Genomic DNA, 25,041 nt, shown 5'->3' with positions numbered 1-25,041 from the left:
CGAGTTTGAGCTTTGTGGGGGGATGAAAATGCTAAGGGTACCCAATTCATTTGGGTTCACCATAGTGGAGCTGGTGATGATCATAATCCTGGTTGGCGTGTTGTCCGCTCTGGGGATAGGCCTGTTCGCCAGCCGTTCAGCCTTCTCCCCTTTGCTGGTGACCCAGCAACTTGCCTCCGCCACGCTGCTTGCCCAGCAGGCAGCGTTGGCGGGGAACTCCGCTGACAGGCTCACTGTCGAGCAAACGGCGAACTCCTTCGTGTTTACTGTGGGCGTGGGAACAACGAATGCTCGCACTTTTTCCGTCGAACGGTCCGGTACAAGCCTTAGCGGCGCTTCACTTCCACTCAATCTGGCATTTAACGCCACTGGCGAGGTAGTCGGGGGAATCAATACCAATCTCACTTTCAGTGGTGACAGCACCTATCAAACCTGCATCAGTTCTCTGGGTGCAGTCTATTCCGGGAGCTGTCAGCCGTGAGTCGCGCTGAGCAGGGTGCCACGCTGGTCGAACTGGTGATCACCATCGTTATCATTAGCGTTGCCATCGCGGGCGTAGTCGGTGCGTTTTCGCTCATCACCGGACGCAGTGCCGATCCGCTGAACCAGACCCGTGCCATTGAGCTCGCTCAGCTCTACATGGATGAAATCCTGACCAGGAAATACGATGACTCGACGTCCCAGGGAGGTGTCCCGAAATATTCGGGCGCTTGCAATATCCAGACGGAAGCGGGTGAGACTCGCGCGACGTTTGACGATGTGGATGACTATGATGGGCTGATTGATTCGCCGCCCCGAAGTGCCGAAGGGGCGCTGACCGGTTACAATGGGTTTTCGGTGAGCATCAGCGTCGTCTGTGCCGGAGCGGAAGTTGGTTTGCCGGCTTCTGAGGCAAAGCGCATTGACCTTGATATCACGGCTCCGGGTAACCAGTCTTTTGTGTTGTCCGCTTACAGGGCAAACTTCTGATGCGTCGGGCCGGCGGCTTTACCCTGGTTGAACTGGTCATGGTCATCGTTTTGCTGGCGATTGTTGCGACCATCTCGGTGCAGTTTGTCAGCCTCTCTACACGTGGTGCGCTGGATGTCAGCTCTCGACAGCAGCGGTCTCTCGCTGGCGTGGTTATCAGTGAAAAAATCAGCCGCGAAGTTCGGGAAGCACTGCCAACGTCTATTAGAACCAATGCCAGCGGCACTTGTCTGGAATGGATGCCGATACTGGCCGCGTCAAATTACCTGAGCCTGCCGGGAGGAGCGACGCCCGATTCCTTCGAGGCCGTGCCGCTTCCGGGAGGTGCTTCTGCGGCAGGCCGGGTCGTGGTCTACGGTTACGGCTCTGATGTCTATACCCCGGGGAGCCCCGGTCCTCTTTCGCCGACGGCAAGCCTGCCATCGGGAGCCTCTCCGGTTACCGTGACATTCGATGGCGGCGCGACGCACCGATTTTCCGCGCAATCGCCGGCACGCCGTTTCTATGTTGTTGGAGAGCCGGTATCCGTTTGTCAGTCAGGGCGCTTTCTTTACCGCTATCAGGATTACGGAATCAATGCCTCGCCGGCGTCCGGTTTGCCTGTCGGTTATCCCGGCCGGCAGGTGATGGCGGCGAGACTCGCAAATAACTCGCTGGCCTTTAAAGTGACGCCTCCGAGCCTGCAGCGTGGCGCGGTCGTGGGGTTCAGTTTTGTCCTGGAGGATACCGAGTCCGGGGAAACCACATCCATTAGTCAGGAGGTTCAGGTTCGCAATGTGCCCTAATGCTCCCGGACTCCAGAGGCAGAGTGGCGCTGGTCTCCCTATTGCGCTTTTTATCATTACGGTCCTCTCACTGCTCGTGGCGGGAATGGCTCAATTGCAGCAGGCGAGTGGTGAATCAGTGAGTTTGCAGATCCAGTCCCAAAGGGCATTTTTTGCTGCAGAAAGTGGGGCGCAGGTCGGGGTCAGAGATGTTCTGGAGGGCGGCAGCTGCAGTGCTTTGAATAGCCCGATTTCGTTCAGTGTGCCAGCCCTGAGCGGGTGCAATGCTTCGCTGGCTTGCGAGTCGGTTACCGCGAATATCAGTGGTCCCGGGGGCAATACGGTGTTTTCGATAGCCAGTACCGGGCAGTGTGGCAGTGGAATGGATCAGGCTGTCCGGGTGGTTGAGGTGAGAGTCAGATGAGGCAATTCAAACGGGCGCTTCAAGGTTTTCTAAAATGGTCAAAATCACTGGCCTGCTCATTGATCGTAATGATTCTGCCGCAATTCGTATATGCAGAGTGTTCTGACTTTGCGGGCCTTGCAACCATCAATGAGATATCGGAAAAAGACGGCTTTATAGAAATCAAGCTACTTTCCTCAAGCGTGTTGGTGTCCGACTATGAAACCTGGCAACTGGAATTCTGTGCATTGGCCGGTAACAAGAATAACCCGTCGACTGCCTGTAGCAGTTCCCGCTCTGTTTCTCTTGCAAACCAAAGCACGTCGCCGTGGCTGATCATGGATGGCAACGACCTGGGAAGCCCCGACATCAACCTTCTGGGTATGGATGTCAGGCTTTCCGATGCACAGGGAAAGACCATCGATTATGTCCGCGTTGGCAGCTCCGTCAGCAACTCGGAAGATGCGTCCTGTTCCTCCAGCCCGGATGAGCTGCCGTTTGATACCCGGCTCACTCTTGTGGGTGGAGAGAGTGGCAAGTATGCCCGCCGACGCCCGGACGGGACTGGCGAATGGACGATGAGCTCCGGTGCATCTGATGGCAAGGATACAGAGGGAAGTAGCAATGACGAAGGCGTGTCGGGGCCCCTCATCAACGTTGATAACGTGACCGTTTTCCAGGGCGATACGGCTGTGTTTACCGTTGAGCTTGGTGCGGCTGCTGCAACAGACATCCGGATCGACTATGCAACCCTGGATGGCAGCGCTACTCAAGGGGTTGACTACGAGGCACGTGTGGGCACGCTGACGATACCTTCGGGCCAGTCTCAGGGGACGGTGAGTATCTCCACTTTGCAGTCCGGCAGTCTTGATCAGAGGAAGTTCCTGCTGCGCCTGCGGGATGCTCGTGATGCCTCGGGAGCCCGATACGGCATCTTTGAGAGTGAAATCGGTGTCGGGACAATACTTCCGGCGGCGGTTGGCGACTGGCACCTGGACAACGGGCCTTGGAATGGCTCTGTTGGAGAGGTGCTGGATTCCTCGGGAAATGGTTTAAACGGTCGTGCTGTAACGTCTCCAGAGTTTTCTGTCAGCCTGCCCGCCCGGTCTGGAAGTCCTGGCACGTGTGGGTATGGAGATTTTGACGGAACGAGTAATCAGTTCATTGAAATCAGTGACCAGTCAGCGCTAGATCTTCCCGGGCCTTTGACCGTTAGTGCCTGGGTCAATGTCAGGCGGTTCCCCCGAAGCGGCCTGCACACAATTGCTTCAAAAGACGAGAACTTCGAATTTCATATCAATTCGAGTAATGAAATCTACTGGTGGTGGCGCACCCAGAATGGAGGAACTCACTCGTTCACAACGAGTGGCGCGAATCTCGTCGAGGATCAGTGGTATCACATTGCTGTCGTCTACGAGAGTGGTTTGCAGCGTATCTATGTGGATGGCATCGAGAAGGGGCGTGCCAATCGCTCGGGATCCCTGATGACAAATGGAGACCCACTTCATATCGGGCAAGACCAGTTTTTCTCCGGCCGCTATTTCGATGGCCGGATCGACGAAGTCACCGTTTTTAGTGCGGCGTTTGGTCCCGAGGGCATTGCTGCCCTTTATCGCAGGGTTCGTCCATGTGCTTTCAATCGCCTGGACGGTTTTGAGGTTAACGTTCCGGCAGTCGCAAGTGTCTGTGGGGCCGCGGAGGTGACCATTCGCGCATTCGATCAGAACGGAAACACCCTGTCAGGATACGCTGGCCTGGTTTCACTCCAGACGAGTTCTGGCAGTGGCAACTGGTCGCCAGGCTTCTTAAATATTCCCAGTGGCTCATTAACGCCGACTCCTGATAATAACAACGATGGCGCCGCGAGTTATCAGTTCGATGCTGGCGACAATGGTTCGGTCTCGTTGTTGCTGGAAAATGCCACGGCAGATGAGCTCACCATTCTTGCTTCTGACCTCGCCGACGGGCAGCAAGGGCGGTCCGGCCCGGTTCAGTTCCTCGAAAACGCCTTTGTAATCGAAAGTACAGACGCTGAGGGGCTGGATATTGTCGCGGAGCGTGATCATTCGTTTTTGGTCACAGCGATCCGGCGTGATTCTGCCACCGGTGAGTGTGGCCCGATTGCCGACTACGACCGTCAGGTTGCTGTTAAGGCCTGGTTGTCGCGGAGTGGCGATGATCCCGGTGGCGTGGCTCCTGAACTCGATAGTGGTGTTTCTGTTCTGTCGCCAGGCAGTGCTGTGCCGCTGTCGGACAACCTGACCCTTGATTTCAGCGGCGGATTTGCAGACTTCTCTCTGTTCGCAGGGGATGTCGGGCAGTACCGGCTAAACCTGCTTGATGAAACGTCCGGCATTGTCGTCGACGCCACTGGCAGTCCACTCCCGGTGGCCGGGACGAGTGCGCTGTGGACCGTTCGACCTGACCGTTTCACGCTGGCGGTGACGGACAACCCGGCTGCCACCGATGCCAATGGGCCGCTCTTTAAAGCAGCTGGCCAGCCCTTCGAACTGGTTGTCTCGGCGGTCGGTGCGAGTGGCAATCCGTTGCTAAGCTTTGGTCAGGAAGGCTCCCCCCAAGGCGCGAGTATCAGCCATTCCCTGATAAAACCGGTTGGGGGGCAGACTGGCATTCTTTCCGGTCCGGTCAGTTTGCCCGGCGCCCTGTTCAACGGCGGAAGAGCGACGGTGAGTAACCTGAGCTGGAACGAAGTGGGAATCCTTGAGCTTTCCGCCAAAAATTCGACTTATCTCGGTGTAGCCCCTGAAGTCAGCGGTGCATCCGGTGAGGTTGGTCGCTTTGTGCCTGATCGATTCGATGTCTCAGTGTCTGTCGGGGAGCTCGCGCCATTCTGCGACGCTGGTGCGGCTTTCGTATATTCCGGTCAACCGATGGAATGGGCTGTTGTACCGACGTTAACCATATCAGCGATGGGCCCTGGCACTTACGTAACGCGCAATTATACGGAGGGTGATTTTCTGAAGCTGACGGCTTTGGATGTCTCCCGTAGCGCTCCTTCCACTGACAATGCCCAGATGGATTTGTCCGGCGCTGGTTATCCGATCACTGCGAGCCTACAGACCGGGTTGTTTTCTGTTGCCAGCCCAGGGACTGGTGTTTATGCATTTTCGACCACCGATGAATTTGTCTATCAAAAATCGGTTGATGCCCGGATATCACCCTTCTCGCCGGACATGACTGTCACGGTCCACGGTATTGAGGATTCCGATGGCGTCCTGGCTCCGACTGCACCGATCTCCGTTACACCGTTGGCACCGCTTGACGTTCGATATGGCCGCTGGGTGATTGAAAATGTCTACGGGCCTGAGAACGTGAGTGAGCTCTACATGCGTTTCGGTGCGGAGTTTTGGGAGGGTGGCCGGTATGTATCGCACAACGCGGATGACTGTTCGCAGTGGGCTACGACACCAATTGCTGACCCAGAGGTGCACCATTCGCTGGTGTCTGGATCCGGAACCCTTGGGGGTGGTCTTGGCGGCCCGCTGACGCTTCAGCCAAACGGGACGCAAGGAACGGATACGCTGGTTTGGGATGTCCCGGTCTGGTTCGAGGATGACGAAGACGGCGATGGCTCTCTGGATGACCCCACGGGCCTGGCTACTTTCGGCGTCTACCGCGGCCACGATCGTGTTATCTACTGGCAGGAACGTTGATTCCCCCATATAAAAAAAGGGGCAAGCCTTGCAGCCTGCCCCTGAAAAAAGAGCCCGGTGGCTCAATCGTCATCACTTTCGGGGTGGTCCAGCCCCAGTTCATTAATCTTCCGCGTCAGGGTATTACGACCCCAGCCCAGTAGCACGGATGCATCCCGGCGACGGCCGCCGGTGTGTTTCAGGGCGGTCTCTATCATGATCTTTTCGAATTCTGGCACTGCTGTGTCCAGAATTCCTTTCTTGCCCCGTTTCAGTTCCTGCTCGGCCCAGTTGCGAAGGCCTTCCTGCCAGGTTGTGCCGGTGGTCGGCGTTTCGGCCTGGTGAAGCAGTTCCGGCGGCAAGTCATCGACATGAATTTCACGACCGCTGGCCATCACCGTCAGCCATCGGCAGGTATTCTCCAGCTGGCGGACGTTACCCGGCCAGGGCATGGTGGTGAGGTATTCCTCGGCGTCCGGGCGCAGGATTTTGGTCTCTACGGCAAGCTCTTTCGCGGCACGCTTGAGGAAGTACTGCATCAGGCGTGGAATGTCTTCTCGCCGTTCGGCAAGCTTGGGGAGGTGCACACGAATAACATTCAGGCGGTGGAACAGGTCTTCCCGGAATGTTCCGGCCTGAACCAGCTTTTCCAGGTCCTGATGTGTTGCGGCAATAATCCGTACGTCGACTTTTATCGGGGTGGTGCCGCCTACCCGGTAGAACTCACCGTCTGCAAGAACCCTCAATAGTCGGGTTTGAGTATCGGCAGGCATGTCACCGATTTCATCAAGAAAGAGTGTGCCGCCGTTGGCTTGCTCAAACCGTCCCTGGCGTGCCGCCCCTGCGCCGGTAAAGGAACCTTTCTCATGCCCGAACAGTTCGGACTCGATCAGGTCCTTGGGGATGGCGGCCATGTTCAGGGCGATAAAAGGGTGTTTGGCGCGCGGGCTGTGGTTGTGGAGGGCCTGAGCAACCAGTTCCTTACCAGTTCCGCTTTCACCGTTGATCAGTACGGTGATGTTGGAGTGTGAAAGCCTCCCTATGGCCCGAAACACCTCCTGCATCGCAGGGGCTTCCCCGATGATCTCCATATTCCGCTGGGCACTTTCGGCCTGGGGCTCGGCGCTTGCACGTTTCTCATGGCTATGAGCCACGGCGCGCTTGACCAGGGCGACAGCATCATCCACATCGAAAGGCTTGGGAAGGTATTCGAAGGCGCCTGTCTGGTAACTGGTTACCGCACTCTCAAGATCCGAGTGCGCGGTCATGATGATGACCGGGACATCCGGGTGTACCTCGGCGATCTGTGAAAGCAAGGTAATGCCGTCGACGCCGGGCATACGAATATCGCTGATGATGGCGTCCGGTTGTTCGTGCTCGAGGCGCATCATGATGCTCTCGCCACTTTCGAAAACGCGGGGCTGCATACCGGCCTGGTTAAGGGCGCGCTCCAGCACCCAGCGAATACTGCGATCGTCGTCTATGATCCAGACGTTTGCCGGTTGGCTCATGGGGTGTCCTCCAGAGGCAGGAAGATGATGAAGTCGGTTCGGCCGGGGGCGCTCTCGCACTCAACCAGCCCGTGGTGTTGTCCGATGATGCTCTGGGTAATGGAAAGCCCCAGACCGGTGCCACTGGCACGGCCACTGATCATCGGATAAAAAACGTTTTGTAGCAGTTCCGGCGGAATCCCGGGGCCGTTATCAATGACATCTACACGGCAGACCAGGCGATGGCGGCGGTGACCGATGGTGAACTGGCGCAGAGCCCGGGTCCGGAAGGTAATCGTGGGCGGCTCTTCACTACTGTGGCCGGTCTGGTTCTCGAAAGCCGCTTCCATGGCGTTACGGGCGATGTTCAGGAAAGCCTGTATCAGCTGCTCCTTGTCGCCGCGGAACTCGGGAATGCTGGGGTCGTAATCCCTGCGGAACACGAGACGGCCTTTGCTCTCCGCTTCCAGAAGTGTGCCGACGCGTTCCAGCACTTCGTGAATATTGGTCGGGGCCAGTTTCAGCGCCTTGTTCGGGCCCAGCATGCGGTCGACGAGGCTGCGAAGGCGATCTGCTTCATCAATGATGACCCGGGTGTATTCACGCTGGTCCTCGCTGTTCAGCTCCCTGTCAAGCAGTTGGGCTGCACCGCGAATTCCGCCCAGCGGGTTTTTGATTTCGTGGGCCATGCCTCGCACCAGGATTCGGGTCGTTTCCTGTTGGGAGATAATGTCCTCTTCCCGACTAATCCGGAGCAGTCGGTCCCTGGGCTGTATTTCAATCAGAAGCTCGGTGGGGTCCAGGCTGACCGGTGTGACGGAATAATCCACCGTCAGTCGCGCGCCACTGGTGAGCAAAAACTCTGCCTCGCGACGGGTATAAGACTGGCCGTTTTCGGCGGCGGCATAAAGGGTTTTCAGGGCATCCTTTGAATCCACCAGGATATCGCTGAAAGGTTGGCTGCAGCTGCGGGTCATGCTGGTTTCAAACAGGCTTTCAGCGGCCGGATTCAGGTAACGGATCTTCAGGTCATCTTCGAGCACCAGCACGGCGGTGGTCAGGCTGTCCAGAATGCTCTTGTATCCGTTTGCGTTGGCCGAAGGCAATGCCATGAGTAAATCCCGTTGGCTCGACATGGTAAATGTGATGACCTCTTGAAGTCTGCAAGAAGCGAACCACTTTGAACACTGGTTAAAAAAGAGTGGGCTAAGTACGGGCAGGGGCGCCATTGGGTGCCAAAACATGCCGTAAGCTGGTGCATATTTGGAGAGGTGAAGTGACCAGCCCGGATTTATCGCCCTGTTGCTGGTCAGAGTATGGCTGGTTTATGGTGCGTGCGCACCAAGGTAGTGCGCTCCTGGTCAGTTTGCGGTGGAGGGGCGGTGAACGGTAAAGCTGATTGCCGGCCCGGCTTTTACCTGGACACCGTTCTCGTCCACGATATACGCCCTCGCATTGTGAGTTCCGCGAAAGACGTTGCTTACGGTGACGGTGCCTGACGTGGTTTGCCCAACAGGCTGGCCGTCAAGGGTGACTTCGTACTTGTGTCCTTCCTTCAGCCCAGGAGTACTTCGGACCTCAAACTGGATGTTACCGCTGCCACTGTGGAATGCCTGGTTGTTTTCCGGATAGGCGAAGGTAAGGCTTTGATAAACCGAGCCCTCACGTTTTACCTCTTCGCGGAGCTTATCGGTTTCACGAACATTCTGAGGTTTGGGAAGTGTCACCGTGGTGACCGGTTTTACTTCGACGGTTTCGGCACCATCGGATGGCTCATCGGAAAAGGTTACATTCCCATAAGCATCGACATTCCGGTAGACCTCAGCACTCGCTGCGGGACCCGTCAGCAGGATCAGGGCTGCTGCGAACAATCCGGTCCTCGGTTTCATAAGCACACCTGTTTAACTGGTTTTTATTGATTATCGGCGGCGCCCGGAGTCATTTCAACGCCTATGAGACGGGTTGTTGGTTACATATCGTTAACGGCGGCAGGCACTTGTGAGCGTCCTCACAAAAAAGCCCCGCTTTCGGGCGGGGCTCTTTCACACAATTCCGAATAAACGGGCTGTGTTTAGCAGGAGTAGTACAGCTCGAACTCAACCGGATGTGTGGTCATGTTCAGGCGCTCTACTTCGCCGCGCTTCAGTTCAACGTAACCCCCGATCATGTCCTCGGTGAAGACGCCACCGCGGGTCAGGAACTCGTGGTCGGCTTCGAGGCAATCCAGAGCTTCGGCCAGGGTTTCTGCTACGACCGGAATGTTCAGCGCCTCTTCTTTAGGCAGGTCGTACAGGTCCTTGTCCATGGCATCGCCCGGGTGGATCTTATTCTGGATGCCGTCCAGGCCAGCCATCATCAGGGCTGCGAACGCCAGGTACGGGTTGGCAGACGCGTCCGGGAAGCGCACTTCAATGCGACGTGCCTTCGGGGTGTTCACGTACGGAATACGGATCGAGGCTGAACGGTTACGGGCGGAGTAGGCCAGCATAACCGGTGCTTCAAAGCCCGGAACCAGACGCTTGTAGGAGTTGGTAGAGCTGTTGGTGAAGGCATTGATGGCCTTGGCGTGCTTGATAACACCGCCGATGTAGTACAGCGCTGCTTCACTGAGGCCCGCGTAGCTGTCGCCTGCAAACAGGTTTTTGCCATCTTTGCTCAGTGACATGTGCACGTGCATGCCGGAACCGTTATCTCCAACAACCGGCTTCGGCATGAAGGTGGCGGTCTTGCCGTATGCGTGAGCCACGTTGTGTACGCAGTACTTCAGAATCTGAACTTCGTCAGCTTTCTTGGTCAGCGTGTTGGCGCCAACACCGATTTCACACTGGCCCGCTGTACCAACTTCGTGGTGGTGAACCTCAATGTCCAGTCCCATGGATTCCATGGCGGCACACATGGCGCCACGCAGGTCGTGCAGGCTGTCTACCGGTGGAACCGGGAAGTAGCCGCCTTTTACGCCCGGACGGTGGCCAATGTTGTTGCGATCGAAATCTTCACCGGAAACCCAGGCCGCTTCTTCGGAGTGGATAGAGTAGTTGGCGCCTTTCATGTCGACTTCCCATTTGACGGAGTCAAATACGAAGAATTCAGGCTCGGGGCCAAACAACGCGCCATCAGCGATGCCAGTGGATTTCAGATATTCTTCTGCACGACGGGCAACGGAGCGTGGGTCACGCTCATAACCCTGCATGGTGGAAGGCTCTACGATGTCGCAGGTAATGTTGACAGTGGTTTCTTCGGTGAACGGGTCCAGGACGGTGCTGGAATCATCCGGCATCAGAATCATGTCGGATTCGTTGATGCCTTTCCAGCCTGAGATTGAAGAGCCGTCGAACATCTTTCCGTCAGCAAAGAAGTCTTCGTCTACCTCGGAAGCCGGCAGAGTTACGTGCTGTTCCTTGCCGCGGCTGTCAGTGAATCGCAGGTCGACCCACTTAACTTCGTGTTCTTTGATCAAATCAACTGTCTTGGACATTTCACATGCTCCGTAAGTTATCCCGCGTCAGCGGACACATTCATGTTCATTAGGCCGGATCGTTCAGAGTTACTGATATCCGATCTATTATTCAGGAAATGGCAGCTTAACAAATGCCAGTGCCACTTACCTGCAAATTTCGGCTGATTTCGATAAAGCAAGGCGCTTGCCAATTTTTAGGGCACGCGCCAGAGGTCATGTGTCGCGGGGCTTTTCGCCATGTTCGCCTTGCTGGACATGATGTATTGGTGCGGCTAGCTTTCGAAACGAGCACCAAAATGGGGCGCATCGAATAAGGTGTGCATTAAAATGGTGCGTATTCACTCTGAAGGAATAAGCGTTTTTCTTCATATTAACGACACAGACTTTTCGATATACTGCGCGCCTCCTCATTTTAACCCTGACTCGCTCAGCCAGTCGGGGGCTGGTGCCGCCCGGCGCCGGACGATGGGTTCATTTTACGGATTTGAGATGGCATGTGAGAGGCTTTGCCTCCTTTTAGACCCTCTCAGGTCAAAGAAAGCATGCCGCAGGATTAAAGTTGTGATTGAGAAGCTTCGTAATATCGCCATTATCGCCCACGTCGACCATGGCAAGACCACGCTCGTAGACAAACTGTTGCGTCAGTCCGGCACGCTGGACCGCAAAGAGCTCGAGAACGAGCGCGTGATGGATTCCAACGACCAGGAAAAAGAGCGTGGCATCACCATTCTCGCCAAGAATACGGCCCTGAAGTGGAATGACTACGACATTAACATCGTGGACACGCCAGGGCACGCCGATTTCGGTGGTGAAGTCGAGCGGGTTATGAGTATGGTCGATTGCGTGTTGCTGGTGGTGGACTCTATTGATGGTCCCATGCCGCAAACCCGGTTTGTGACTCAGAAAGCCTTTGATGCGGGCCTTCACCCGATCGTGGTAGTCAACAAGATTGACCGCCCCGGTGCCCGGCCTGACTGGGTTGTTGATCAGGTCTTTGATCTGTTTGATAACCTTGGCGCCACTGACGAGCAGCTGGACTTCCCCATTGTCTATGCCAGTGCCCTGAATGGCATCGCCGGCATGGATCACGAGAACCTCGATGACAACATGGATGCGGTGTTTCAGGCGATTGTTGATCATGTGCCGGCACCGAATGTCGATCTGGACGGGCCGTTCCAGATGCAGATTTCCCAGCTGGATTACAGTAGCTTTCTGGGTGTAATTGGCATCGGCCGGATCGCTCGCGGCAAGATCAAGACCAATTCGCCGGTGACCGCTATTGGTGCCAACGGCAAAAAACGTAATGGCCGTATCCTCAAAATTATGGGGCACTCCGGTCTGCAACGGGTCGAGGTTGATGAAGCGCAGGCAGGCGATATTGTCTGTGTGAGCGGCCTGGATGAGCTGTTTATTTCCGACACGCTGTGTGATCAGAACAATGTCGAGGCGTTGCCGCCGCTGACAGTCGATGAACCGACGGTATCCATGACCTTCCAGGTCAACGATTCGCCGTTCTGCGGTAAAGAAGGCAAGTTCATAACCAGCCGAAACATTAAAGAGCGTCTGGAAAAGGAGCTTCTTCACAACGTTGCGTTGCGCGTTGAAGAAGGCGAGTCTGCCGACAAGTTCAAGGTTTCCGGCCGAGGCGAACTGCACCTGTCGGTGCTGATTGAAAACATGCGTCGCGAGAACTTCGAGTTGGCCGTTGGTCGTCCTGAAGTGGTCATCAAGGAAGTCGATGGTGTAAAGCAAGAGCCCTACGAGAACGTTATTATCGACATCGAAGAGCAGCACCAGGGTGCCTTGATGGAGCAGATGGGCCTGCGCAAGGGCGACCTGACCAATATGGTTCCGGATGGCAAGGGACGTATGCGTCTGGAATACACCATTCCAGCGCGCGGCCTTATCGGTTTCCGTAACTCGTTTCTGACCCTGACTTCGGGCTCCGGTATTCTGACTTCAACCTTCAGCCATTACGGCCCGATCAAGGGTGGCGATGTCACCAGTCGCCAGAACGGCGTATTGGTGTCCATGGCGACCGGTGCCGCGTTGACGTACTCGCTGGAAACTCTGCAGAGCCGCGGTAAACTGTTCCTGGATCCTGGGCAGGAGATCTATGAAGGTCAACTGTGCGGTATCCACAGTCGCGATAACGATCTGGTTGTGAACCCGACCAAGGGCAAGAAGCTCGATAACATGCGGGCTTCTGGTAAAGACGAGGTGATTGCTCTGGTACCACCGATCAAGTTCACCCTTGAGCAGGCGCTGGAGTTTATTGATGATGACGAGCTCGTTGAGGTGACGCCCAAGTCGATTCGTCTTCGTAAGAAGCTTCTGACCGAGAACGATCGTAAGCGCGCACACAAGAAGTGATCTGTCTTGTTTAAGACAAAGGGGTAGGCCGCATGCGGCCTGCCCCTTTTTTGTTTCCTTCAACTAGACTTCGTTGTACACACTTTTCCGGAGCGCCTCATGCTCACCCTGTATCCTGAAATCAAGCCCAATGCCCAGCATCGTATTGCGGTTGATCCGCCTCATGAACTCTATGTTGAAGAATCCGGAAACCCCGATGGCATCCCCGTTATCGTGATTCACGGTGGCCCGGGTGGTGGTTGTGAGGATTACCACCGGCAATTTTTCGATGCGGAGCGCTTTCGTATCATCCTTATGGATCAGCGGGGAGCTGGGAGGTCAACACCGTTGGCTGAGCTTGAGGGAAACAGCACGAACAAGCTGGTCGAAGACCTGGAAACCGTTCGCTCATTCCTTGGGGTTGACCAATGGTTGCTGTTCGGAGGAAGCTGGGGTTCAACTCTGAGCCTGGTATACGCTCAGGCGCACCCGGAAAGGGTGCTTGGCTTGGTGTTGCGGGGTATCTTCCTGTGCCGTCCCCGGGATATTCAGTGGTTTTATCAGGACGGAGCCAGTCGAGTCTTTCCGGATTACTGGGAGGCGTTTGAAAGCCAGATTCCGGCGGATGAGCGAAACGATATGGTTTCCGCCTATTACCGGAAGCTGACCAGCTCCAATGAGCTCGAGCAGATACAGGCAGCCAAGGCCTGGTCAATCTGGGAGGGTCGGTGTGCCACCCTGCATCCCAATCCGAGGGTTGTCGAACATTTTGGGCACCCACACGTGGCAATCGCTCTGGCCCGGATTGAGTGTCACTATTTTATGAATTCTGCGTTTCTTGAGCCGGACCAGATTGTCCGCGATGCAGGAAAGCTCTCCGAGATTCCGGGGATTATTGTGCATGGGCGTTACGATATGGTGTGTCCGCTTGAAAATGCTCTGGCGTTAAGCAAAGCGTGGCCTGAGGCTAAGCTGCATATCATTCGGGACGCCGGGCACTCTGCCTCGGAGCCGGCCATTGTCGATGCTCTCATCAGGGGAGTTGAAGAGGTTGTCGCAAAATCCGGGAAAAGTGTGAGCTAGTAGTGTTTTTTGGCAGTTGCGGTTACTGACGGGCACCGATAAACTTCTGGTCGTTTTGGATCACCTCCCGCTCACTTTTTGCTCAGGGAAACGAATGAAAGGGCTTGTCCAGAGAGTATCGGAAGCCAGTGTCGTGGTGGAGGGTGAGCAAATCGCCTCTATTGATGCCGGACTTTTGTTATTGCTTGGTGTAGAGCGAGGAGATGGAGAGCGACAGGCAAGGGAGTTATGCCGGAAAATTCTTACCTACCGTGTCTTTCCTGATGACCAGGGCCGAATGAACCGGAGTCTCATCGACATCGGCGGCTCACTCCTTATTGTTCCCCAGTTCACGCTTGCGGCGGACACGTCGTCCGGCACGCGTCCCGGGTTTTCGACTGCAGCCAAACCGGATGTTGCCAATGAACTCTATGGAGTGTTCCTGGACGAAGCCCGTTCCGCGATCATGGACGGCCATGTGTCTGAGGGCAGGTTTGGCGCCGACATGAAAGTGCAGCTGATAAATGATGGACCGGTAACATTTCTGCTGGAAGTGCGTGGCTAGGACGCGAGCAAAGGGCGCACCGCAACAGGGCGGCAAAGCTCAGAGTGTTTTGTGTTGGTGCGTAAAAGTGCGTACTCTCCGGAGGTTTCACGGGATTACGTGACCAAAAAAAATGTAACCTACTGTTTTAAAGGTATTAAAATAATTCTGGCCCCGGATTTGAAACACAAGCGTCACGGAGCTTCTGAGTGCCAGGAGGCATAAATGCTTGCGTTTCTGGTGCTAAACGAGCTAAAAATGCACCGCCAAATGTTTGCAAAAGCAGCGTCATTGTATTAAAACAATGTCATCATGCAGAGCTTTAAGAAGCTTCTGTAAGTGATTGAGCTGTAAAGATCTGCCTTATCGCAGGTTTTCATAACCAGAAGAAAAGTTATCTCTGATGTCACAAAACTGACACAGGGGTAATGCAGAATCGGGCACATCCAGCATGACTGGTGATGCCTTACAAAATCGGGATAAGAACCCGTCGCTAAAACCTGAGTTAACTCAAAAAGGAAGACGCAACATGAAAAAAACTCTCCTCGCATCCGCTATCGCTGCTGCTACCGCATTCTCTGGCGCGGCCGCTGCTGCTGAAATGCCGACCGTTTACGGTAACATCCAGTACGTGCTGAAGCACACCAACGTTGACGGCTCTGGCTCCACTGTTGAGCACGCTGACAACGGTTCCACTCTGGGTGTAAAGCACGACCACGAAATCGCTCCGGGCATCACCGGTTTCTTCAAGCTTGAACTCGAAGGCATCAACGCTGACGACAAGACCGAAAGCAGCGGCATCGATAAACTCGACGAAGCTTACATCGGTGTTAAAGGTGACTTCGGTCAGGTATGGGTTGGTTCTGATGATGGCGTTTACGAGCGTGCCGTCGTCAAGATCGGTAACTTCCACGAAGTGGGCTCTGACATCTTCTCAGCAGGTAAAACTTCTGAAGGCGACCAGATCCAGTACCAGTCCCCGTCTTTTGGTGGCCTGACTCTGGGTGGTGGCGTTCAGATCAATGGTGACGCTGAAGGCGATAAGTCATACCCTTACCAGCTGTCCGCCACTTATGCGGTTGACGCTCTGTCAGTTGCCGTTGCAATGGACAGCAACGAAGCCGCAGCGGGTTCCAACGAGAACTCTTACGGTCTGGCTGCTACCTACAGCATGGGCGACCTGAGCGTGATCGGTGAATACCAGACCCGCTCTGACGACAAAGACATCATGGGCGTGATGGGTGTTTACACTCTGGGCGCTAATCAGTTTGCATTGTCTTACCAGGTTCAGGATATTGATGCGACTGGCGACAAGAATGACACCATCATTCTGCAAGCCCTGCACAACCTGTCTGACAACATGTATGTCTACTTCGAAGGCTACCTGTCCAGTGCCGATGGCGCGACCTACTATGCCGATCCTGATGGCGTAGCCACTGGTGGCGACGAGCAGTCCATCGCTTCTGTTGGTGCTGTTTACTACTTCTGATCAGCCAACAGGCTAATCAGGTAGTGACAGAAAGCCGGTGACCTTCGGGTTGCCGGTTTTTTTGCATTTACACGTTCGGTAGTCTATTAAGGGTGGCGGCAGACCCCATCACCAAAACCTGCGTTAGGAAAAGGAAAATACAATATGAAAAAGACGCTTATTGCATCTGCGATCGCTGTAGCTGCATGTTCAAGTACGGCGCTGGCTGCCGAAGGCAACATGCCGACCGTTTATGGCAACATCCAGTACGTTGTGAAGCACGCCAACGTAGATGGTGCCGGTTCGGCGGTTGAACACGCGGACAACGGTTCCACTCTGGGCGTTCATCATGAGCACAGCATCGCATCGGGTGTTACAGGGTTCTTCAAGCTGGAGCTCGAGGGCATCAATGCCGATGACAAAGCCAACAGCAGCGGCATTGACGCCCTGGATGAGGCATACATTGGTATCAAGGGCGACAGCTTTGGTCAAATCTGGGTTGGTTCCGATGACTCCACATACGAGCGCGCTGTTGATGAGGTTGCCCAGTTCCATGAAGTGGGTTCGGACATCGGTTTTGATTATGAGACCGGGGAAGGCGATCTGATTCAATATGCATCTCCGTCTTTCGGTGGTTTGTCTGTGGGCGTTGCTGTTCAGATCAACGGTGATGGAGATAGCTCTCCTTCCAGCGATAAAATAGGCCGTAATTCCTTCCCCTTTCAAGTTGCCGCCCTGTATGAAACGGGTGCCATCGAACTGGCGTTTGCCGTTGATTCCAACGATTCGCCTGGTGGGGTTAACAACGAAAACTCCTACGGCCTGCGTGGCAGCTATAACCTGGATAATCTGCGTCTGACTGCCTCCTACGAGACTCGCAAGGACGTCGCCGACACCATGGGCCTGATGGGCGTGTACACTCTGGGTGCCAGCCAGTTCGCGCTGTCCTATCAGCTCCGTGAAGAAGACACGGCTGCAGGCGATCAGAACGACACCGTCATTCTGCAGGCTCTGCACAACTTGTCTGACAACATGTATGTGTACCTTGAGGGCTATCTTTCGGGTTCAGATGATGCCAGTGAGTACACTCTGGAGGGTGCTTCAGGAGACAAGCAGTCCATCGCCGCCGTCGGTGCTGTTTATTACTTCTGAGCCGTTAACCGCAGAATAAAATCGTCCAAAGCCGGTGACCTTCGGGTCGCCGGTTTTTTTATGTATGCTGGAAATCCAGAATCAACGGGAGTGCGCTGTGGCTGAAGAGCTGGAAATCAAACTGACTTTGACCCGAGAAGGGCTTGTGAGGGCGCATGAGTGGCTGGAGGCGCAGTCCGAGGCTGTGAGAGGGCCCCAAAAGTCATTGCTGAATCGTTATTACGATACCCCGGAGTCTGAGCTGAATAGCCAGCGGGCGGCTCTAAGAGTGCGTCAGGCGGGTGATCGGTGTGTTCAGACGCTCAAGACGCAAGGCGAATTTGTTGGCGGAGCGCACCGGCGTGAGGAATGGGAGTGGCCTGTGCCCGGAACTGACCTCAACCTCGGGTTACTGGCCGACACCCCTCTGGGTGATGGTATTAATCTGGCGCGTCTGCAGCCGGTATTTGAAACAAATTTCACCCGACAGATTATCATGTTGCGGCAAGGTGATACCGAAATCGAGGTGGCCCTTGATCAAGGCGCAATTGTTAGCGGTGATTCGAGTCGGCCACTCTCCGAGGTAGAGTTCGAGCTAAAGTCCGGGGACCCCTCGGCGCTTATAACCTGGGCCGGACGGTTGGCCGGGCAAGTTCCGGTTTTTCTGAACCTTGTCAGCAAGGCTGAACAGGGTTACTACCTTGCGGGACTCTACACACCGGACGCCCGGCATCCTGGCAGTCCCGGCCCTGTTTCAGCAACGGATTTCCTGTATGGCCTCAGTGTTTCCTGGCTGACCGGTCAGCCCTATGCTGTCAGTGACCTGGACTTGTCTGACGTGGCACGCCTGGCGGAGCAGGGGGGCTTCGGAGACCTTTATTCTGACATTATTGCCAGTCTGGGAGCGGGCGTTTCTGTTGCGACACTAATGGAACAGCAGGCTCTGGGGAAGTTGCAGATCCTGCTTGCGACCTCCTGAGTGAGGTCAGGAGGCTTTTGTGTTATCCGCTTTCGGTGCGTTTTTTTCGTGCCAGCTGGCAATGAAAGCCCGGTAACGATCCAGGGCCTCCTGAACCACTTCCACCCCCGGTGTTCCTGAGGACTTAACCAGAACGATCAATCCTTTACCCTCTATTTCTTCCGTGGTTGGCGGGTGGCAGATGACTTCATCATCCTTGTCAATGTACGCCAGTGCTGTGCCGATATCGTGACGGACAAGTGCGCTGACGATATCCGCCCAGTTCAGGTCGTCGAGCTTCAGGTCGTAACGGTGAGGATGGTCATGCTCATAGTTGAACATATCCTCCAGTACCTTTTCAGAGCCAGGTGCAACAACGGAGCGCACCATGATTTCCGGATACGTTCGCACGGGCCGGATAATCGTTCGTATACCCAGTGCCTTGAACCTTGATCGGTTTTGGTCGCTGACACATTCGACGGTGGTGTGATTGGCGAGATTAAGTTCGCTGAGACGATGGGCGATATCGAAAGTCAGACTGTCGGAGTATGGGTCGGACTCGTCTGCCGCAAGCACGACAATGTGCCGCGCACTGCCGGCGTGAACCGCTTTCAGCGCTTGGGGATCGAAGCCCGCACCGTGATAGTGCACAACACCCACGTCGGACAGTTCGGTTGGCAGGCCATTGGGGAACTCACGCGTCAGCAGCATTATGGGAATGGTTTCGTAACCGGGAACCGAGCGCACCTGGGATGCAAATCGCATGAAGTACTGCTCGCCGCCGTTGCGGGGTGTGTTGATGATCACGATGTGGTCGTTCATTTTGTAGATCCATCTTCCGCTGAGAATACGTTCCCGGCGATAGAACCGGTACTCTATAAAATCACTGACGATCAATGTCAGCAGCGTTATCGCGCCGACGAACATGATCATGATGGTGCTGATCCGCCCAATGTAGGTTTTAGGGGAGAAGTCCCCGTAGCCCACGGTGGATACTGTCGTCATGGTAATCCAGACTGATTCGAAAAAACTCAGGTCTTCGACACTCCAGATCACCAGGATTTGAAGACACAGTAAACCGGCTAGAATCAGGAACAGGCGTTTCATGCGATGCCGGATAAGCCCACCCATCGGGAGATGGGTCTGTTCGTGCTCCGGGTTCAGCGGGCGGCGGTTTCTCTGCATCCGTGTATCAGGCCTGTTCAGTCGCGTGAGAGTTCGTTATACAGTACCGGAAATATAACAGACAGACAGGGGTTTGCATTATGTCCGAGCCGTGGAGCTCGCTTCCAGCGCCATTAGACGATGACGTTTCCGCCTGCTGGGGTTCCGTGTTTCCGGACGGCGTGCCCGGCTGGCTGACGGCCCAGGCAGGCATGACCACCGAGGTGATCGCCGGGGCCATGGCCCGCAGCCTCTTTCTCAGGCAGTCCGTGGAGCGTCACTGTGATCAGATGCGCGCCATGCTGGATTCCCGCCCGTTGACCGAACCTACTACCCCCGAGTATCTGAGGCAGCGTTGGCGGGAGTATCTGGCAACGGTTGACGGTGAGCCCTCGTTGCATTCGGCCCTGCGCCAGTTCCGACGTGAGTCGCAATTCCGGATTATCTGGCGCGATGTGTTGCGCTGGGCGGATCTGGCCGAAACCATGGCGGCTACCAGCTCGTTTGCGGATACCTGTATCGAGGGTGCGTTGGAGTGGCTATACGATGACTCCTGTGAGCAGTCCGGCACTCCGTGGGGTTCCGATCCTGTGACGGGTGAGGACGTGCCTCAGCGAATGGTTGTGCTGGGTATGGGCAAGCTTGGCGGGCGTGAGCTGAACGTTTCGTCGGATATCGATCTGATTTTCGCCTTTCCAGGACAGGGGGAAACCCGGGGAGGCCGTCGAGCGCTGGATAATCAGACATTTTTTATCAGGCTGGGGCAGCGGCTGATTCAGGCGCTGGATCAGATAACGGCCGATGGATTTGTCTTCCGCGTGGATATGCGATTACGTCCATACGGCCAGAGCGGTGCACTCGCGCTGAGTTTTTCAGCGCTTGAAACCTACTACCAGGACCAGGGCCGGGACTGGGAACGGTACGCGATGGTGAAGGCCCGGGTGGTTGCTGGTGATCAGGAGGCAGGGCGCGTGTTGATGGAAAGTCTTCGCCCCTTTGTCTATCGCAAATACATTGACTTCAGCGCCTTCGAATCATTACGGAGCATGAAGGCGATGATCAGCCGGGAGGTGCGGCGAAAGGGGCTGGAGGACAACATAAAGCTCGGTAGCGGTGGCATCCGGGAAATTGAATTTGTGGTCCAGGCTTTTCAGCTGATCCGGGGTGGCCGAGACCGCGAACTTCAACAGCGGGAGCTGTTGCTGATTCTCGAAGAATTGGAAGCGCTTGAGTTGCTGCCTTCACAGGTCGTTGGCGAGTTGCGAGAAGCGTACGTGTTTCTCCGCAATCTTGAACACGCTTTGCAGGGACTGGAAGACAAGCAGACGCAGCTGCTGCCGGACAATGATCTGAATCGTGCCAGGGTTGCGCTGATCATGGGGTTTGATGGGTGGCCGGCCTGCGAGAAAGTTTTGGACGGGCACCGGCAGAGGGTTGCGACTCATTTCGCCAACATCATCGCCACCGAGGAGAGCGAAGAGGCGGGTGTCCCGGCGCTGGACGAGGCCTGGTATGAGCTCTGGCTGGCGGAAGTTGATGAGGCAGCGTCCGTTAAGTGGCTGGCCGGGAATGGTTATGAGGATGCTGCTGCCAGCTATCGGGCGTTGACGGACCTTCGGGAAAATCGCACGGTTCAGACCATGCAGACTCAGGGGCGTAAACGGCTGAACCAGTTTATGCCGATGCTGCTGGAGGCATTGGCGCAGGTAGACAACCCGTCTGAAACCTTGTCCCGGGTGCTGCAACTTGTTGAGGCGATTCTCCGGCGGACGGCCTATATGGTTCTGCTCCTGGAAAACCCGGGCGCCTGCACCCAATTGGTCAGGCTGTGCAGTGAGAGCCCCTGGATTGCCCGGCAGCTGGCGGAAACTCCGTTGTTGCTGGATGAATTGCTTAACGCGGAAAGCCTGTACCACCCGCCGGCAAAGGCTGAGCTGCAGGACGACTTGCGCCAGCAGATGCTCAGGATTCCCTTCGAGGATCTGGAAGAGCAGATGGAATCACTGCGCCATTTCAAAAAAGCCCACATTCTTCGGGTAGCGGCTTCCGAGCTCAAGGGAACTCTGCCGTTGATGAAGGTCAGCGATTACCTGACCTGGATCGCAGAGGTGGTGCTCGACCATGTGGTTGATGTGGCTTTCTCGAATCTCGTCAGCCGACACGGTTATCCGAAACGCGCGGACGGCTCGGCCTGTGAAACGGATTTTGCGATCATTGGTTACGGCAAACTTGGAGGCATCGAGCTGGGTTACACGTCTGACCTGGACCTGGTGTTTGTCCATAAAGCGGATCCAGAGCTGTCGACCGATGGCGATAAACCGATCGACAACGCCGTGTTCTACACCCGCCTGGGGCAGCGAATCGTTCATATACTCAACACGCAGACGCCGTCCGGTCAGCTTTATGAGGTGGATATGCGCTTGCGGCCATCGGGCAACTCCGGGTTGCTGGTTACCACGCTTCAAGCTTTCGAGAAGTATCAACATAACGATGCCTGGACCTGGGAGCATCAGGCACTTGCCCGGGCGCGGGGGGTTGCCGGTTGCCGGGAAACTCTGGAAGCATTTGAGTCGATTCGGCGCGATACACTTTGCCGGGTGCGGGACCGCGAGAGCCTGAGGCAGGACGTTGTGGACATGCGGGAAAAGATGCGCGCGAGTCTGGGGACGCCCGAGTCACGGCAGGACGAGGTGTTCCACATCAAGCATGATGCTGGTGGTATTGTTGATATCGAGTTTCTGGTGCAGTACCTGATGCTCGCCTGGTGCTCAGAGCATCCCGAGCTGACCCAATGGTCGGACAATATCCGCCAGATGGAAGCGTTGGGTCAGGTGGGCGTGATTCCGATGGAGGATGCGGAAACATTGAGAGAAGCGTTCATCGCTTTGCGTTCAACCATTCATCATCGGGCACTCCAGAATCTCAACAGCCAGGTTGCCGGTGATGCGTTCCCGCAAGAGCGGGCGTACATCCGGAGCATGTGGCAAAAAGTGATGATCGACTCTTAACCCAAATTCAATTCCGGGGAAATTTCCTGCTAGAATGCCTGTTCCCCGAAAACCGCTTTTTTAGGAGCAATGAAGAATGTCGATGGCTGATCGCGATGGCGTTATCTGGATGGATGGTGAAATGGTTCCATGGCGCGAAGCCAAGACCCACGTCCTGACCCACACACTGCATTATGGCCTCGGCTGTTTTGAGGGTGTGCGGGCCTATAGCACCGCGAACGGTCCAGCCATTTTTCGCCTGAAAGAACATACCGACCGTCTGTTCCGCTCCGCCCATATCCTCAATATGAAGATGCCATTCAGCAAGGATGAGATCAACGAGGCTCAGCGTGCTGCGGTTCGGGAAAACAACCTTGATGAAGCTTATTTGCGCCCAATGGTTTTCCTCGGATCTGAGGGAATGGGGCTGCGCGCCGATAACCTGAAAGTGCATGTGATGGTGGCAGCCTGGAGCTGGCCCTCATACATGTCGCCTGAAGCCAAGGAAGTTGGAATCAAGGTGCGTACCTCGTCCTATACCCGGCACCATGTCAACATCACGATGTGCAAGGCCAAGGCGAACGGTAACTACATCAACTCCATGCTGGCACTGAATGAAGCCATTGCCAGTGGTTGTGAAGAGGCGCTGTTGCTGGATAACGAAGGTTACGTGGCAGAAGGTTCCGGTGAGAATATCTTCATTCTTCGTGACGGCGTGCTGCATACCCCGGAACTGACATCCTGCCTGGAAGGCATTACCCGACAGACCATACTGGACTTTGCCCGGGAACTGGGTATTCCGGTGAAAGAGCGCCGCATCACGCGGGATGAAGTCTACATTGCCGATGAGGCCTTCTTTACCGGCACGGCTGCAGAAGTGTTGCCAATTCGCGAGCTGGATGGCCGGGTTATCGGCGAAGGCAAGCGTGGTCCGGTCACCGAAAAGTTGCAGGCCATGTACTTTGATGCCGTTAAAGGAAAGCTTCCCGAGCATGCTGGCTGGTTGACGCCGACTAACGGCTGATTGTCCGCGAGTTCAGGATAGCCGCCGTCTGTTTGGTACAGTCAGGCGGCTTTGTTTTGTTTAAATTCACTTGTTTTGCAGGAACAGCAAATGGCAGACGTCATCAAAGTGCCGGTCTCGTTCGGCGAAGTCCTCGATAAGATCACCATCCTCGAAATCAAATCCGAGCGCATCAAGGATGAGGCCAAACTCGCAAATGTCCGGCTGGAGCTGGACGAGTTGAGCGCCACCTGGAACGAAGCCGTTGAGGATCCGGGTGCCATTGCCGATCTGCGCAAGCAGTTGAAGGCAGTCAATGAAGAGCTCTGGGTCATTGAAGACGATATCCGCGACCAGGAAGCCGCTCAGGATTTCGGCCCAAGGTTTATTGAGCTTGCGCGGGCGGTTTATGTAACCAATGACAAGCGTGCCGCCATCAAGAAAGACGTCAACCTGGCGCTCGGGTCTCGGTTCGTGGAAGAGAAATCCTACCAGGACTACACTGCCAGGAAATAACGGGCGACCCCCCTGATGTGGTGCGAGCCTTCAGGTCCGACTCCACATCAGTTCTGACCCTGTGCAGCTGTCCAGCGGTCCAGCATGGCGGTTGCATCGTCAACCGTTATCAGTTCCATCGCTCCCTCAAACTCTGCCTTTGCACCCCAGCGCGCCTCGTCGACTGTCTTCCCGGTAAACTTCTCCAGTGCTTCCGGATATCGGTTCACACACCAATGTAGAGAGTTGTACGGGCCTGACCGGTTGGGGTTACTTGCAGCGAACAGCCCCAGAACATCGGTGCCCACCGCGCTTGCAATGTGCGCGGGGCCAGTGTCCGGCGCTACCACCAGGTCGGCATGGGCCATCAGGGCGGTCAGTTGCTTAAGGGTATCCTTGCCGCAGATGTTATGGACGTTTTCCGTCATGGCGGACTCAATAGCCCCGCAATATTCTGCTTCGGAAGGCGCAGGGCTACCGACGAGAATGGCCTTCATGCCGTGCTCACGAACCGCATGGTCTGCAAGCCGGGCGTAGCGCTCTGCTGGCCAGTTTCGCAGCGGGTGGCTGGCACAGGGGCTGATAACCAGATTCCTTCGGTCGGTTGCCAGGTGCGCCTTGGCGAAAGCGTGGTCATCGTCAGTCAGAGGGATGGTCCAGCGCGGTGGAGCCGTTTTCAACTCCAGTGGCGCCAGAAAGCTGGCCAGGCAATCGCGAACATGTTGCTGCCTTGCCGGAGCAATGCGACGATTGATAAACAGGCTGTGAAGGTCCTTGCTGCGGGCCTTGTCATAACCGACCCGGACCTTGGCTGGAATACAGGCAGACGCGAGGTTGGCCCGGAACGCCACCTGCATGTGAAGCAGGGCATCGAATGCGCGCCCGGCCATTTGTTTTCTCAGGTCGGAATAGCCTCGCCATCCCGCCTTTTTATCGAAAATGATGAATTCCACGCCGGGAAGGTCGCCAATCAGCTTGGCTTCAATCTTACCAATAACCCACGTGATCTTTATGCCGGGCACTTGCTCCTGAAGGCTGAGTACAACGGGGATCACGTGCGTAACATCTCCGATGGCGGAGAGGCGGAGAATGCAGATGGATTTCATCAAAAAATAATCCGTTTCAGGTTATGGCCGCCGGT

19 protein-coding genes are annotated in these 25,041 nt (G+C 55.6%); 13 read left to right on the top strand and 6 right to left on the bottom strand.

The window, feature by feature from the left end:
* Positions 1-76: 76 nt before the first annotated feature.
* The 4 genes from BKP64_RS12240 to BKP64_RS12220 all read left to right on the top strand — a co-directional run bounded on the left by BKP64_RS12240 (position 77) and on the right by BKP64_RS12220 (position 5,810).
* The gene (locus BKP64_RS12240; RefSeq protein WP_227515384.1) at positions 77-481 is read left to right on the top strand and encodes a hypothetical protein; all 405 of its coding nucleotides are present in this window, start codon (positions 77-79) and stop codon (positions 479-481) included.
* Entirely contained in the window at positions 478-969 is a 492-nt protein-coding gene (locus tag BKP64_RS12235; RefSeq protein WP_070970433.1) for a type IV pilus modification PilV family protein, read from the top strand. Before BKP64_RS12240 ends, BKP64_RS12235 begins: the two co-directional genes overlap by 4 nt.
* Positions 969-1,754 carry a PulJ/GspJ family protein gene (locus tag BKP64_RS12230; RefSeq protein WP_070970430.1) on the top strand — a complete coding sequence of 262 codons (786 nt, stop codon included), beginning with the start codon at positions 969-971 and terminating at the stop codon, positions 1,752-1,754. The genes BKP64_RS12235 and BKP64_RS12230 overlap by 1 nt, the downstream gene beginning before the upstream one ends.
* Positions 1,755-2,153: 399 nt before the next feature.
* Positions 2,154-5,810, top strand: a complete 3,657-nt coding sequence (locus BKP64_RS12220; protein ID WP_070970426.1) for a DUF6701 domain-containing protein — start codon at positions 2,154-2,156, stop codon at positions 5,808-5,810.
* Positions 5,811-5,872: 62 nt separating this feature from the next.
* On the opposite strand, the gene ntrC is transcribed toward BKP64_RS12220, so the two are convergent.
* From ntrC to glnA, 4 genes are all read right to left on the bottom strand, one after another.
* Positions 5,873-7,300: a nitrogen regulation protein NR(I) gene (gene ntrC / locus BKP64_RS12215; protein ID WP_070970423.1), complete on the bottom strand. Its 1,428-nt coding sequence runs from the start codon at positions 7,298-7,300 to the stop codon at positions 5,873-5,875.
* Positions 7,297-8,391, bottom strand: coding sequence for a nitrogen regulation protein NR(II) (glnL, locus tag BKP64_RS12210; RefSeq protein WP_070970420.1), 1,095 nt, complete (start codon positions 8,389-8,391; stop codon positions 7,297-7,299). The genes ntrC and glnL overlap by 4 nt, the downstream gene beginning before the upstream one ends.
* Positions 8,392-8,640: 249 nt before the next feature.
* On the bottom strand, positions 8,641-9,168 hold the full coding sequence (locus BKP64_RS12205; RefSeq protein ID WP_070970417.1) for a DUF4124 domain-containing protein: 528 nt from the start codon (positions 9,166-9,168) through the stop codon (positions 8,641-8,643).
* Positions 9,169-9,350: 182 nt separating this feature from the next.
* On the bottom strand, positions 9,351-10,754 hold the full coding sequence (gene glnA / locus BKP64_RS12200; RefSeq protein ID WP_070970413.1) for a glutamate--ammonia ligase: 1,404 nt from the start codon (positions 10,752-10,754) through the stop codon (positions 9,351-9,353).
* Between the two features lie 543 nt (positions 10,755-11,297).
* Between glnA and typA the strand changes: the two genes are divergently transcribed.
* The 6 genes from typA (at position 11,298) to BKP64_RS12170 (ending at position 18,272) form a co-directional block, all read left to right on the top strand.
* The gene (typA, locus tag BKP64_RS12195; protein WP_070970410.1) at positions 11,298-13,109 is read left to right on the top strand and encodes a translational GTPase TypA; all 1,812 of its coding nucleotides are present in this window, start codon (positions 11,298-11,300) and stop codon (positions 13,107-13,109) included.
* A 99-nt stretch (positions 13,110-13,208) separates the two neighbouring features.
* Positions 13,209-14,171, top strand: a complete 963-nt coding sequence (pip, locus tag BKP64_RS12190) for a prolyl aminopeptidase (RefSeq protein WP_070970407.1) — start codon at positions 13,209-13,211, stop codon at positions 14,169-14,171.
* A gap of 94 nt (positions 14,172-14,265) precedes the next feature.
* Positions 14,266-14,715, top strand: a complete 450-nt coding sequence (gene dtd / locus BKP64_RS12185; protein ID WP_070970405.1) for a D-aminoacyl-tRNA deacylase — start codon at positions 14,266-14,268, stop codon at positions 14,713-14,715.
* Between the two features lie 508 nt (positions 14,716-15,223).
* Positions 15,224-16,183 carry a porin gene (locus BKP64_RS12180; RefSeq protein ID WP_070970402.1) on the top strand — a complete coding sequence of 320 codons (960 nt, stop codon included), beginning with the start codon at positions 15,224-15,226 and terminating at the stop codon, positions 16,181-16,183.
* Between the two features lie 144 nt (positions 16,184-16,327).
* Positions 16,328-17,314 (top strand): porin, encoded by a 987-nt coding sequence (locus BKP64_RS12175; RefSeq protein ID WP_070970400.1) that lies wholly within the window; start codon positions 16,328-16,330, stop codon positions 17,312-17,314.
* 97 nt (positions 17,315-17,411) lie between these two features.
* The gene (locus BKP64_RS12170) at positions 17,412-18,272 is read left to right on the top strand and encodes a CYTH domain-containing protein (RefSeq protein ID WP_070973670.1); all 861 of its coding nucleotides are present in this window, start codon (positions 17,412-17,414) and stop codon (positions 18,270-18,272) included.
* Positions 18,273-18,278: 6 nt separating this feature from the next.
* On the opposite strand, the gene BKP64_RS12165 is transcribed toward BKP64_RS12170, so the two are convergent.
* Positions 18,279-19,436, bottom strand: coding sequence for a potassium channel family protein (locus BKP64_RS12165; protein ID WP_070970397.1), 1,158 nt, complete (start codon positions 19,434-19,436; stop codon positions 18,279-18,281).
* Between the two features lie 80 nt (positions 19,437-19,516).
* On the opposite strand from BKP64_RS12165, the gene glnE reads away from it, so the two are divergent.
* From glnE to BKP64_RS12150, 3 genes are all read left to right on the top strand, one after another.
* Entirely contained in the window at positions 19,517-22,423 is a 2,907-nt protein-coding gene (gene glnE, locus BKP64_RS12160) for a bifunctional [glutamate--ammonia ligase]-adenylyl-L-tyrosine phosphorylase/[glutamate--ammonia-ligase] adenylyltransferase (protein WP_070970395.1), read from the top strand.
* Between the two features lie 76 nt (positions 22,424-22,499).
* A complete protein-coding gene (locus BKP64_RS12155) occupies positions 22,500-23,426 on the top strand; it encodes a branched-chain amino acid transaminase (protein ID WP_070970393.1) in 927 nt (308 codons plus the stop codon).
* A 90-nt stretch (positions 23,427-23,516) separates the two neighbouring features.
* Positions 23,517-23,921, top strand: a complete 405-nt coding sequence (locus BKP64_RS12150) for a DUF6165 family protein (protein ID WP_070970390.1) — start codon at positions 23,517-23,519, stop codon at positions 23,919-23,921.
* 47 nt (positions 23,922-23,968) lie between these two features.
* On the opposite strand, the gene BKP64_RS12145 is transcribed toward BKP64_RS12150, so the two are convergent.
* The gene (locus BKP64_RS12145; protein WP_070970388.1) at positions 23,969-25,006 is read right to left on the bottom strand and encodes a glycosyltransferase family 9 protein; all 1,038 of its coding nucleotides are present in this window, start codon (positions 25,004-25,006) and stop codon (positions 23,969-23,971) included.
* Positions 25,007-25,041: the final 35 nt, after the last annotated feature.

The organism is Marinobacter salinus, from assembly GCF_001854125.1.
Taxonomy (GTDB): Bacteria; Pseudomonadota; Gammaproteobacteria; order Pseudomonadales; family Oleiphilaceae; genus Marinobacter; species Marinobacter salinus.
This window is presented reverse-complemented; position numbering and strand designations above follow the sequence as displayed.